14 protein-coding genes are annotated in these 12,421 nt (G+C 55.8%); 9 read left to right on the top strand and 5 right to left on the bottom strand.

The window, feature by feature from the left end:
* Nucleotides 1–17 precede the first annotated feature (17 nt).
* Nucleotides 18–257: a DUF1289 domain-containing protein gene (locus IM294_RS00755; RefSeq protein ID WP_028012898.1), complete on the bottom strand. Its 240-nt coding sequence runs from the start codon at nt 255–257 to the stop codon at nt 18–20.
* 149 nt (nt 258–406) lie between these two features.
* Here IM294_RS00755 and eptA point away from each other — a divergent pair, with 149 nt between their 5' ends.
* The 5 genes from eptA (at nt 407) to rnt (ending at nt 5,078) form a co-directional block, all read left to right on the top strand.
* The gene (gene eptA, locus IM294_RS00750) at nt 407–2,032 is read left to right on the top strand and encodes a phosphoethanolamine transferase EptA (protein ID WP_126817452.1); all 1,626 of its coding nucleotides are present in this window, start codon (nt 407–409) and stop codon (nt 2,030–2,032) included.
* Nucleotides 2,033–2,073: 41 nt separating this feature from the next.
* Entirely contained in the window at nt 2,074–2,673 is a 600-nt protein-coding gene (locus IM294_RS00745; protein ID WP_047368408.1) for a TetR/AcrR family transcriptional regulator, read from the top strand.
* Nucleotides 2,674–2,726: 53 nt separating this feature from the next.
* Nucleotides 2,727–3,824: an alkene reductase gene (locus tag IM294_RS00740; protein ID WP_028012895.1), complete on the top strand. Its 1,098-nt coding sequence runs from the start codon at nt 2,727–2,729 to the stop codon at nt 3,822–3,824.
* A gap of 100 nt (nt 3,825–3,924) precedes the next feature.
* On the top strand, nt 3,925–4,332 hold the full coding sequence (gene gloA / locus IM294_RS00735; RefSeq protein WP_013096923.1) for a lactoylglutathione lyase: 408 nt from the start codon (nt 3,925–3,927) through the stop codon (nt 4,330–4,332).
* A 95-nt stretch (nt 4,333–4,427) separates the two neighbouring features.
* Nucleotides 4,428–5,078, top strand: a complete 651-nt coding sequence (gene rnt / locus IM294_RS00730; protein WP_028012894.1) for a ribonuclease T — start codon at nt 4,428–4,430, stop codon at nt 5,076–5,078.
* Between the two features lie 44 nt (nt 5,079–5,122).
* Here the strand turns inward: rnt and grxD are convergent, their stop codons facing one another.
* Nucleotides 5,123–5,470, bottom strand: a complete 348-nt coding sequence (gene grxD / locus IM294_RS00725; RefSeq protein ID WP_003832760.1) for a monothiol glutaredoxin 4 — start codon at nt 5,468–5,470, stop codon at nt 5,123–5,125.
* A gap of 338 nt (nt 5,471–5,808) precedes the next feature.
* Here grxD and IM294_RS00720 point away from each other — a divergent pair, with 338 nt between their 5' ends.
* Nucleotides 5,809–6,582, top strand: coding sequence for a C40 family peptidase (locus IM294_RS00720; protein WP_126817453.1), 774 nt, complete (start codon nt 5,809–5,811; stop codon nt 6,580–6,582).
* Between the two features lie 122 nt (nt 6,583–6,704).
* The gene (gene sodB / locus IM294_RS00715; RefSeq protein WP_028012892.1) at nt 6,705–7,286 is read left to right on the top strand and encodes a superoxide dismutase [Fe]; all 582 of its coding nucleotides are present in this window, start codon (nt 6,705–6,707) and stop codon (nt 7,284–7,286) included.
* A gap of 37 nt (nt 7,287–7,323) precedes the next feature.
* On the opposite strand, the gene IM294_RS00710 is transcribed toward sodB, so the two are convergent.
* The gene (locus IM294_RS00710; protein WP_028012891.1) at nt 7,324–8,490 is read right to left on the bottom strand and encodes an MFS transporter; all 1,167 of its coding nucleotides are present in this window, start codon (nt 8,488–8,490) and stop codon (nt 7,324–7,326) included.
* 163 nt (nt 8,491–8,653) lie between these two features.
* Entirely contained in the window at nt 8,654–8,743 is a 90-nt protein-coding gene (locus IM294_RS00705; protein WP_020688313.1) for a YnhF family membrane protein, read from the bottom strand.
* A 297-nt stretch (nt 8,744–9,040) separates the two neighbouring features.
* On the opposite strand from IM294_RS00705, the gene purR reads away from it, so the two are divergent.
* A complete protein-coding gene (gene purR / locus IM294_RS00700; RefSeq protein WP_008500597.1) occupies nt 9,041–10,066 on the top strand; it encodes an HTH-type transcriptional repressor PurR in 1,026 nt (341 codons plus the stop codon).
* Nucleotides 10,067–10,083: 17 nt separating this feature from the next.
* Here purR and punR read toward each other — a convergent pair whose 3' ends face one another.
* Nucleotides 10,084–10,995: a DNA-binding transcriptional activator PunR gene (gene punR, locus IM294_RS00695; protein ID WP_028012890.1), complete on the bottom strand. Its 912-nt coding sequence runs from the start codon at nt 10,993–10,995 to the stop codon at nt 10,084–10,086.
* Between the two features lie 114 nt (nt 10,996–11,109).
* Here punR and punC point away from each other — a divergent pair, with 114 nt between their 5' ends.
* The gene (punC, locus tag IM294_RS00690; RefSeq protein WP_047368404.1) at nt 11,110–12,300 is read left to right on the top strand and encodes a purine nucleoside transporter PunC; all 1,191 of its coding nucleotides are present in this window, start codon (nt 11,110–11,112) and stop codon (nt 12,298–12,300) included.
* The last annotated feature ends 121 nt before the right edge of the window (nt 12,301–12,421 follow it).

The following is a 12,421-nucleotide window of genomic DNA, read 5'->3' as shown; positions in this document are numbered from 1 at the left end:
TATACGCAATTACCGCATTAAAACAGTGAAGGTTGCTGGGGTTCTTCGGTCTCAGAGGCTTTGTTTGCGCGGATTTTGCGCAGAAGTCGCTGTCTGCAGAGGCGCAGCACATCCTGCTTTTGCGTGTCGCTGAAGTTTTGCCAGTTAAAACGCTCGTCACGGGTACGCATGCACCCGCGGCAATAACCGCGTTCATCTGATTGACAAATCCCCCGGCACGGGCTCTGGATGGGGAAAAACTCCAGTTGCTCTGCCACACTCACCTCCGTTTAACCTCTCTCACCTACAGTGAAGACGCTAAAAGCGCCGCGTGCAAGGGCTTTACCACAGTTTTGTGGCATTAAGGTTTCACTAATCTTCCCTCTTTATACTCGCCACATCATGACAATGACAGGTTTTACGATCGATGTGGTTAAGTAAAAAGTTACAATGTAACGACATAAAATTTACTCTGGGCTGTGCACTCTTTTTTACTCTGCTTAACGGGCTGTTTATCCAGCGCAGCTGGGCCATTATTGCCCCTGCGCATCTGCACGATATTCTCTTCGCCGCATCCGTGCCGGTGGTGCTGTTTTGTGGCTGGATCATTGTATTTAGCCTGCTCAATATCCCGTATATCCGTAAGCCGCTGATGATCGTCTTAACTGTCGGGTGCGCTGCGGCAACTTACTTTATGTTTACCTACGGCGCGGTCATCGATCAGAACATGATTGTGAACGTGTTCGAAACTAACTCCCAGGAAGCCACCGCGCTGGTGACCCCGCAGATGATTCTGTGGATTGTCATAGCCGGTCTTGTTCCATCCCTGGTGCTGGCGCTGACCCGCATTCGTACCGGCAAATGGTGGTACGCCCTGCTGACGCGAGTTGCCGCGATGCTCGGTGCCCTGCTGGTGATTATTCTTATCGCCGCAGTGTTTTATAAAGATTACGCGTCGCTGTTCCGCAATAACAAAAGCATCGTCAAAATGGTCACTCCGGCGAACTACGTCAGCGCCGTGGTGAAATACAGCAAGATGCGCTGGTTTGCCGGCGATCAAACGCTGGTGCGGATTGGCGAAGATGCGCACAAAGGCGCGCTGATTACGGGTCAGCAGAAGAAAGCCGTTCTGGTGCTGGTCATCGGCGAAGCGTCGCGCGCGGCGAACTACTCCCTCAATGGCTACGGGCGTGAAACCAACCCCGAGCTGAAAAAGCAGGATGTGATTAACTTCCCGCAGGCCTCCTCGTGCGGCACTGAAACCGCCGTATCCGTTCCGTGCATGTTCTCCGGTATGACGCGCAGCAAATACGATGCCGACCTGGCGCACCATCAGGAAGGGCTGCTCGACGTACTCAACCATGCGGGTATCAACCTCCTGTGGCGCGACAACGACGGTGGCTGTAAAGGTGCCTGCGATCGTATTCCCCATACCGACATGACGCAGTGGAAGCTGGATCAGTTCTGCAAAGACCAGTCCTGTATTGATGACGTGAATTTCTACCGCCTGGACAACGTGCTGGACGGTCTGAAGCAGGACACGGTGCTGGTTATCCACCTGATGGGCAGCCACGGCCCGGCGTACTATCGCCGTTACCCGGATAATTTCCGTAAATTCACCCCCACCTGCGACACCAACGAAATTCAGGATTGCGACCATCAGGCGCTGATGAACACCTATGACAATACCATCCTGTATACCGACAGCATGGTCAGCAAAACCATTGATGCGCTGAAAGCCCGTCAGGCGAACATGAACACCGCGCTGATTTACCTCTCGGATCACGGGGAATCGCTCGGTGAAAGCGGTATTTATCTGCACGGCACGCCGTACATGCTGGCGCCGGAGCAGCAGACGCACATTCCGTTTATGTTCTGGCTGTCCCCGGACTATGCGAAAAACTTTGGCATCAACGCGCAGTGTTTACGCGACCACGCAGCAAAAAATGCGGTTTCGCAGGACAATTTATTCTCGACGGTGCTGGGCATGATGGACGTTAAATCAAGCGTTTATCAGCAACAGCTGGACATTCTGAATGCGTGTCGCCGGTAACAGCGCTTGCATTAGACCGAACGGTCTATTAGAGTGAATCCATGAGCAGAAATACTGAACACGACACGCGCGAACATCTCCTGGCGACCGGCGAGCGGCTGTGCATGCACCGCGGCTTCACCGGTATGGGGTTGAGCGAGCTATTAAAAACCGCTGAGGTACCGAAAGGGTCGTTTTATCACTACTTTCGGTCCAAAGAGGCCTTTGGCGTGGCGATGCTGGAGCGGCACTATGCTGCTTACCACCAGCGCCTCGCGACCCACTTCGCCACGGGGGAAGGTAACTATCGGGATCGTGTTCTGAACTACTACCAGGAAACGCTGAACCAGTTCTGTCAGCAGGGCATTATCAGCGGATGCCTGACGGTTAAACTCTCTGCCGAAGTGTGCGATCTCTCAGAAGATATGCGCACTGCAATGGATAAAGGCGCCAGCGGCGTTATCGCCCTGCTGGCGCAGGCGCTGGCGAAGGGGCGCGAAGAAAATACGCTCGCCTTCCCCGGGGATCCCTTAACGCAGGCTCAGGTGCTCTACTCCCTCTGGTTAGGCGCCAACCTGCAGGCTAAAATTTCTCGCAGTGCCGTGCCGCTCGAAAGCGCGCTGGCACATGTGATAAGTACGATTACTGCGCCTGGCGCTTAGCAGGCGTTTTTATTTACGTTATTACTAGTCGACTGGTCTACTCAGGAGTCGTTATGTCAGCTGAAAAATTATTTACCCCCTTAAAAGTGGGTGCCGTCACCGCGCCAAACCGCGTGTTTATGGCTCCGCTTACCCGTCTGCGCAGCATTGAGCCGGGTGATATCCCAACCCCACTGATGGGTGAATACTATCGTCAGCGCGCCAGCTCTGGCCTGATCATCACTGAAGCCACGCAGATTTCTGCTCAGGCCAAGGGATATGCGGGTGCGCCGGGGCTGCACAGCCCGGAGCAGATCGCCGCATGGCAGAAAATCACCGCGGGCGTTCACGCTGAAGACGGTCGCATTGCGGTCCAGCTGTGGCATACCGGTCGTATCTCCCACAGCAGCATTCAGCCTGGCGGTCAGGCGCCGGTTTCAGCGTCTGCCCTGAACGCGAACACCCGCACCTCCCTGCGCGATGAAAACGGTAACGCGATCCGCGTCGACACCTCTACGCCACGCGCGCTGGAGCTGGATGAGATCCCGGGTATCGTGAACGATTTCCGTCAGGCCGTGGCCAACGCCCGCGAAGCCGGTTTTGACCTGGTTGAGCTGCACTCCGCTCACGGTTACCTGCTGCACCAGTTCCTGTCACCGTCGTCTAACCATCGCACCGACCAGTACGGCGGCAGCGTCGAAAACCGCGCCCGCCTGGTGCTGGAAGTGGTTGACGCCGTTTGTCAGGAGTGGAGCCCGGACCGTATCGGTATCCGCGTCTCCCCAATCGGTACGTTCCAGAACGTCGACAACGGTCCGAATGAAGAAGCGGACGCGCTGTATCTGATTGAAGAGCTGGCGAAACGCGGCATTGCCTATCTGCACATGTCCGAGCCGGACTGGGCCGGCGGTAAGCCTTATACGGAAGCCTTCCGTCAGAAAGTGCGCGAGCGCTTCCACGGGGTGATCATCGGAGCGGGTGCTTATACCCCTGAGAAAGCCGAAGACCTGATTAATAAAGGGCTGATCGACGCCGTGGCGTTTGGCCGCGACTATATTGCCAACCCGGATCTGGTTGCTCGACTACAGCAGAAAGCGGCCCTGAACCCGCAGCGTCCTGAGAGCTTCTACGGCGGCGGCGCGGAAGGCTACACCGACTACCCTTCACTGTAATCTCGCCATTGTTCATTGATAGCGGCGACACTTCGCCGCTATACTAAAACATCGTTTCTGTTCAAAAAAATAGTCTATTCCATTGGTTAATGAGGAAATTATGCGCCTACTTCACACCATGCTGCGCGTTGGCGATCTGCAACGTTCAATCGATTTCTACACTAACGTCCTGGGCATGAAGCTGCTGCGCACCAGCGAAAACCCGGAATACAAATACTCGCTGGCGTTCGTGGGTTACGGCCCGGAAACGGATGAAGCGGTCATTGAACTGACCTACAACTGGGGCGTGGACAGCTATGAGCTGGGCACCGCCTACGGCCATATCGCGCTGGAAGTGGATAACGCGGCCGAGGCGTGTGAACGCATTCGCAGCAACGGCGGTAACGTCACGCGCGAAGCCGGCCCGGTAAAAGGCGGCACCACCGTTATTGCCTTTGTAGAAGATCCGGACGGTTACAAGATCGAGCTGATTGAAGCCAAAGACGCGGGTCGCGGTCTGGGCAACTGATCCCTCAGGGCGCAACATGCGCCCGTAGTTTTACTGCATCACCCTGCAAAATTTGCCATAATGCGCACTGCTTTTTCCCCTTGTAAGAGACCCTGATGTCCGATAACGCTCAATTTAGCGGTCTGTGCGACCGTTTTCGTGGTTTTTATCCCGTTGTCATTGATGTAGAAACAGCCGGATTTAACGCTAAAACCGATGCGCTGCTCGAAATTGCCGCCATCACGCTGAAGATGGATGAACAGGGCTGGCTTACACCGGACACCACGCTGCATTTCCACATTGAACCTTTCGAAGGGGCAAACTTACAGCCGGAGGCGCTGGCGTTTAACGGTATCGATCCGCATAACCCGCTGCGTGGTGCAGTCAGTGAATATGATGCGCTGCACGCCATATTTAAAATGGTGCGTAAAGGCATGAAAGAGAGCAACTGCAGCCGCGCCATCATGGTAGCCCATAACGCCACCTTCGATCACAGCTTTACCATGGCAGCAGCCGAACGCGCGTCGCTCAAACGCAACCCTTTCCACCCGTTCGTGACCTTCGACACCGCCGCGCTAAGCGGCCTGGCACTGGGACAAACGGTTTTATCCAAAGCCTGCATTACGGCGGGTATACCGTTTGACGGTACCCAGGCGCACTCCGCCTTATACGATACGGAGCGCACCGCAGAGCTGTTCTGTGAGATCGTCAACCGCTGGAAGCGTCTGGGCGGCTGGCCGCTGCCGATGGGCGACAGTGAAGAATAAAAAAAAGCGACCTCTTCAGGTCGCTTTTTTATTAACGCAGAAAATTATTCAGCGTCCGGCTCTTCCGTTTTGTACTTCGCCGCCGTCTCTTTGATCAGCTGCTGCAGTTCGCCGCGCTGATACATCTCAATCAGGATATCGCAGCCGCCCACCAGCTCGCCGTCTACCCACAGCTGCGGGAAGGTCGGCCAGTTAGCGTATTTTGGCAGCTCAGCGCGGATGTCCGGGTTCTGCAGGATATCAACGTAAGCAAAACGCTCACCACAGGCTGACAGCGCCTGAACCGCTTGCGCGGAGAAGCCGCAGCTTGGCAGCTTCGGAGAACCTTTCATATACAGCAGAATCGGGTTTTCAGCGATCTGGCGCTGGATTTTTTCAATAGTGGTGCTCATGTCTTGCTTCCTTTAACTTCTGTTACGGCAATAGTCTGACATTGTAGCGGGTCAGGCTGGCATCGGAAAATAACATTTTCGTCACGTTTATATATTTTACCCCGACTCCACAAAAGTTGCATTGCAAATGGTGTTTACCCCTCCGCCCGTCAGGGTTTTGCTTAGGGAGTGAACAATTGTGCGTCAGAACGATGAATTTTTTTGCACTTGCTAACGAAACACGTTTTTAGATTGAAAAATGCTATTAACTTCTCGGGTTTTTATGGATTAGAATCGACGGGCTTTGTAAATCACACGCGGGTATTATTGATGACCTGCATATATCAGGGGACTGCCCAGTGGCGCGGATAACTAAAATCTCGATCACGCTCTGTGCTTTACTGTTTACATCACTCACGTTAACGCCAGCGGCAAACGCCTCTCAGCAGGCGCGGCAATCTGCTGTACAAAAAAGCCATCTGGTGAAAGCCACAGAACGTAAGAAAAAAACCAGCAACAAGAACGACAAGAAAAAAACCACCGCTCAGACTAAACAAACCGCTTCCAGCAAGACGAAAACAAAATCTTCCCGCACTACCCGCACCGCCAAAAATAATGCTTCGCAGACCGCCGCTAACCTCGTTACAGAAAAATGCATTACCCGTAAAGGCCATAAAGCAAAATGCACGAAGGTAACAAAGCTGGCGGATGTGCATAAAGTGCGTGTGCAAAAAGCGCAAAAAACCGCGATGAATAAACTGATGGGGCAGATTGGCAAACCTTATCGTTGGGGCGGCAGTTCGCCGCGTACCGGTTTCGACTGCAGCGGCCTCGTCTATTACGCCTATAAAGATCTGGTTAAATTCCGTATTCCACGTACCGCCAATGAGATGTATCACCTGCGCGATGCGTCACCGGTTAACCGGGGTGAGCTGGAAAACGGCGACCTGGTCTTCTTCCGCACGCAGGGTCGCGGTACGGCTGACCACGTGGGCGTCTACGTCGGCAACGGGAAATTCATCCAGTCTCCGCGCAGCGGTCAGGACATTCAGATCACCTCGCTCAGCGAAGATTACTGGGTACGTCATTACGTCGGCGCGCGTCGCGTCATGACGCCAAAAACCATTCGTTAATCCCTGCCCTGCCGCATCTGCGGCAGGGTAAGTTCCTCTTTTGCATACCCTTTCAATTTGCTATCCTGTCCTTGTTGTCTGTAGGGTTATTGGCAACACAAAATACAATAAGGAGAGAAGCAATGTCGTTCGAATTACCTGCACTACCGTATGCAAAAGACGCCCTGGCACCGCACATTTCTGCGGAAACCCTGGAATACCACTACGGCAAGCATCATCAGACGTACGTCACTAACCTGAACAACCTCATCAAGGGCACCGATTTTGAAGGCAAAACGCTGGAAGAGATCGTTCGCAGCTCAGAGGGTGGCGTTTTTAACAACGCGGCTCAGGTGTGGAACCACACTTTCTACTGGCACTGCCTGGCGCCGAATGCCGGTGGCGAACCTGCCGGTGAACTGGCAGCCGCCATCAACGCCGCCTTTGGCAGCTTTGCAGAGTTTAAAGCGAAGTTTACCGATGCCGCCATCAAGAACTTCGGTTCTGGCTGGACATGGCTGGTAAAAGAGGCGGATGGCAAACTGGCTATCGTGTCCACGTCTAACGCGGGCACCCCGCTGACCACCAGCGCTACGCCGCTGATGACCGTGGACGTGTGGGAACATGCTTACTACATTGATTACCGTAATGCGCGCCCGAACTACCTGGAGCACTTCTGGGCTCTGGTTAACTGGGACTTTGTCGCGAAGAACTTCGCCGCGTAAGAGACACGCAGAAGGGGTAACCCTTCTGCGTTTTTGCTTATTCAGCCGTGCAAACCGCTTCAGGCTGTTTACGGCCGGACATCATCACCAGCAGCAGGCCGAGCGCGGCAATGATCGCCCCCATCACCGGCACAAAACTGTACCCCAGACCGCCTGAAATCACGGCGCCTCCGGCGGCGGCACCCAGCGCATTGCCGAGGTTGAACGCCCCGATATTCACGGAAGACGAGAGACCCGGCGCCTCATGGGCGACACGCATCACGCGCATCTGCAGCGGCGGCACCACGGCAAAGGTGGCAGCGCCCCAGACAACCATCGCAATCGCCGCGCCGAATTCATTCTGTGCCAGCCACGGGATCGCGACCATAATGACAATCAGCAGGGTTAAAAAGCCCTTCAGCGTGCCGCTCACGGAACGGTCAGCAAATTTCCCGCCGAGATAGTTGCCAATCGAGAAGCCGACGCCAATCAGCACCAGCATCGCGGTAACAAAGAGTGGCGTTGCGTGGGTAATGTCGTGTAAGACCGGCGAAATATAGGTGTAGAGGGTAAACATCGCTCCTGCCCCCAGCACGGTGGTCAGCAGCGCGGAGAGTACCTGCGGGCGCATCAGCACCGACAGCTCTCTGCGTACATCAGGGCGTTCACCCGCACTGCCTTTTGGCAGGGAGAAGAATAACGCCACCATCGCGACCACGCCCAGTCCGGCCGTCGCCAGGAAGGACATCCGCCAGCCAATGACCTCGCCCAGCCAGGTTGCCGCAGGAACACCGCCGATGTTAGCGATGGTCAGCCCCATAAACATGGTCGCCACGGCGCTGGCCTGCTTGTGTTTTGGCACCACGCTTGCGGCCACGACTGAGCCCAGACCAAAGAAGGCACCGTGGTTGAGGCTGGTCAGAATGCGCGACAGCATCAGAGTGGTGTAATCCGGCGAAATGGCCGAAAGCACGTTGCCCAGGGTGAAAATCGCCATCAGGAAAATCAGCGCATTGCGACGCGCACGGTGCGAAAGCAGAAGCGTCATCAGCGGCGCTCCTACCATCACGCCGATGGCGTAGGCGCTGATTAACATCCCGGCGGCCGGGATCGAGACGTCCACGCCCCGGGCGATAACGGGCAGTAACCCCATCGGGGAGAATTCAGTGGTGCCAATCCCAAAAGCGCCAATCGCCAGGGCCAGCAGGGGAAAATTGATTTTCATGCGTCAACTCCGGATGCCGTGTCATGTGGTGACACAGAACAAAGAAGCGGAAAGCATGACATCAATCACAAAAAATGAGAAGTTAACAAAATGGCAAAAGATTTTTGCCAGAGAAGTAACAATCGGAGCGTTCGGGAGGGAGAAGGCTCTCCCCCCGCGTAAATCAATGCAGCGCAGCCGTCAGGCCAGCCGCCACAATCAGCGCCAGCACAATAACGGTGGTGAACAGCGAAAACTTCAGATCGGAACTCATCAATTTTTCTCCTTTTAATCCCCCCACGAAAAGTGAGCTTGCTCATTTTTGCACAGTTTACGTCAAAAATCTTCCTGGATTTAAGCTGATAAACACTTTACCTCTTCCCCTTTTCATCAAGATAGGCCAAAATTCCACGCTAAATTTATTAGCGTACCGGCCATTGACCCCCTCCTGACGTCCCGTGTCGTTTTCCCGGCGTGCCGCAATTCAAAATTGCGTGATAAGGGTGAGAGAAGGCAAACGTTTACCTTCAAGTTTTTCAGGAGCTTAGGATATGGTCTGGAGTGACATTTAATGGCAACAATTAAAGACGTAGCAAAACGCGCAAACGTTTCCACTACAACCGTATCACATGTAATTAACAAAACCCGTTTTGTGGCGGAAGAGACGCGCAACGCCGTTTGGGCAGCGATCAAAGAGCTGCACTACTCGCCGAGCGCGGTTGCGCGCAGCCTCAAGGTTAATCACACCAAGTCTATTGGTCTGCTGGCGACCAGCAGCGAAGCGGCCTATTTTGCCGAGATCATTGAAGCGGTAGAAAAAAACTGCTTCCAGAAAGGCTATACCCTGATTCTCGGCAACGCCTGGAACAGCATTGAAAAACAGCGCGCCTACCTGTCGATGATGGCGCAAAAGCGCGTGGACGGCCTGCTGGTGATGTGTTCAGAGTACCCGGAATCCGTGCTGTCGATGCTGGAAGAGTATCGCCATATCCCTATGGTGGTGATGGACTGGGGCGAAGCGCGCGCCGACTTCACCGACTCCGTTATCGATAACGCCTTCGAAGGCGGTTACATGGCGGGCCGTTATCTGATCGAACGCGGCCACCGCGAGATTGGCGTGATCCCGGGCCCGCTGGAACGCAACACCGGCGCGGGCCGCCTGGCTGGTTTTATGAAAGCGATGGAAGAAGCGCTAATCACCGTGCCGGAAAACTGGATCGTGCAGGGCGACTTTGAGCCGGAATCAGGCTACCGCGCGATGCAGCAGATCGTCTCCCAGCCGCACCGTCCAACCGCCGTTTTCTGCGGGGGCGATATCATGGCGATGGGCGCCCTCTGTGCGGCCGACGAGCTGGGTCTGCGCGTACCGCAGGACATCTCCGTGATCGGGTATGACAACGTGCGCAACGCGCGCTTCTTCACGCCAGCGTTGACCACCATTCACCAACCGAAAGATTCGCTGGGTGAAACCGCCTTCAATATGCTGCTGGACAGGATCGTCAACAAGCGTGAAGAGTCGCAGTCCATTGAAGTTCACCCTCGCCTCATCGAACGCCGTTCCGTTGCGGATGGCCCGTTCCGCGACTACCGTCGTTAATTTCATTGCGGAGCCAGTCAGTCTGGCTCCCGCAGCCACTCCCGGTTAAGCGTTTCGCTGTCCCCCAGATAGTCCAGCAGCCAGGCCATCGCCGGCGAGACATCATTTTGTTGCCAGGTGAGGCAGCAGGCCGCATCTGGGAACGGATTCTCCAGTGTTAGCTCAACCCACTCACCGGTGTCGATTCGCGGACGTGCAAAATGGGCGGGCACCATGCCTACGCAGAGCCCGGCGCTGAGGCACGTCGCCGACGATCCCCAGTCAGGGGCGACAACCCGCCGCTGGTTGTCCAGCAGCCAGGTAATTCGCTTCGGCAGCGAGCGGGAGGTATCTTCCAGCACCAGCGACGGCCAGCTGCGCAGCGTATCGTCGCTCAGCGGCCCTTCCGTCGCCGCCAGGGGATGATCGCTTGCCACCACGCATTTCCAGCTCAGCATCCCCATATCGCGGAAGGCGTAACGTCCCCCGACCGGGATCGCCTGGGTTGCGCCAATCGCCATCTCTACCCTGCCGTCCGCCAGCGCATCCCAGACGCCGTTGAACACCTCCTGCGAGACCCGCAGTTCTACGTCAGAGAAATGCCGATAAAAATCGACAATCATCTGCCGGGTGCGCTCGGGCTTAACGATGTTATCCACCGCAATGGAAAGGTGCCCCCGCCAGCCGTTCGCGATCTGCTGGCATTGCTCGCGGGTGATCTGCATTTTTTTGATAACAGAACGCCCTTCCTTCAAAAACCACGCCCCTGCGGGCGTTAATTCCACATCACGATGCCGCCGTTCAAACAGCGGTACCGCCAGCCACTCCTCAAGCTGTCGCACCGTATAGCTGATGGCTGAAGGTACGCGGTGCAACTCCTGCGCCGCTCCGCTAAAGCTGCCGTTACGCGCGACAGCATCGACCACCTCAAGAGAATAATCTGACCACATTTTCTGCCTGCAAAAAATTTGAATGCACCCGCCAAATATTAGCGTTTCACAAGCGGCTTTGCACTCCCTACACTCAGCGCCAACGTATACCTGCCTCCTCAGGAGAATAAAACAGTGCAACCCAGGAAAGGTTTTTTAGTCTGGCTCGGCGGCTTAAGCGTGCTGGGCTTTTTGGCCACCGATATGTACCTGCCGGCGTTTGCCGCCATGCAGGAAGATTTGCAAACCCCTGCTGCCGCCATCAGCGCCAGCCTGAGCCTGTTCCTGGCCGGTTTTGCCTTCGCGCAGCTGCTCTGGGGACCGCTTTCGGATCGCTTTGGGCGTAAACCGGTGCTGCTGCTGGGGCTGGCCATTTTTGCCGTGGGCTGCCTGGGGATGCTATGGGTGCGCGATGCCACCTGGCTGCTGGTGCTGCGGTTTGTTCAGGCGGTCGGCGTCTGTGCCGCGGCCGTGACCTGGCAGGCGCTGGTCACCGACTACTACCCGGCGAACCGCACTAACCGTATTTTCGCCACCATCATGCCGCTGGTGGGGCTCTCACCGGCCCTCGCCCCGCTGCTGGGCAGCTGGATCCTCGCGCACTTTGACTGGCAGGCCATCTTTGCCACGCTGTTTGCCATCACGCTGGTGCTGATGCTGCCGGCGTTCGCCCTCAAGCCCGCGCATAAAAAAGAGGCGCACGCAGACGCGAAGCCGATTACCTTCACCTCCCTGCTGAGCGCGAAAGCGTATCGCGGCAACGTTCTGATCTATGCCGCCTGCTCGGCGAGCTTCTTCGCGTGGCTGACCGGTTCGCCTTTTATTCTGCACGATATGGGCTATAGCCCGGCGGCCATTGGCCTGAGCTACGTTCCGCAGACCATCGCGTTCCTGGTGGGCGGGTACGGCTGCCGCGCGGCGCTGCAAAAATGGGAAGGCCAGCAGATGTTGCCGTGGCTGCTGGTGCTCTATGCGCTGAGCGTCATTGGCACCTGGGCCGTTGGCTTTATTCCGGGCGCGGGTCTGGCCGAAATATTGATTCCATTCTGCGTGATGGCCATCGCGAACGGGGCGATCTACCCTATCGTTGTGGCGCAGGCGCTGCGTCCGTTCCCGCAGGCGACAGGCCGCGCGGCTGCGCTGCAGAACACCCTGCAGCTGGGGCTGTGCTTCCTGGCAAGCCTGGTGGTCTCCGCGCTGATTGCCACGCCGCTGCTGACGACAACCAGCGTGATGCTGGCTACCGTTGCGCTGGCCGTCATAGGCTATCGCATGCAGGCTTCCGCGCAGGATGAGAGCACGCAGGTAGAAACCTCGCATGCCTAATCGCGCCAGAAACTATGTTAATTTTCAGTGATTAGGTTGCTAAGAATTTTCTATTGAATCACCAAATTTTGAGGCCTATACTAAATTTGGTTCGATTAAATACGATAAATATTATGTGTTA

Source organism: Enterobacter cloacae complex sp. P43RS, assembly GCF_014930585.1.
Classification (GTDB): domain Bacteria; phylum Pseudomonadota; class Gammaproteobacteria; order Enterobacterales; family Enterobacteriaceae; genus Enterobacter; species Enterobacter bugandensis.
Note: the sequence above shows the minus strand (reverse complement) of the source record. Positions and strands in the feature narration are given on the sequence as shown.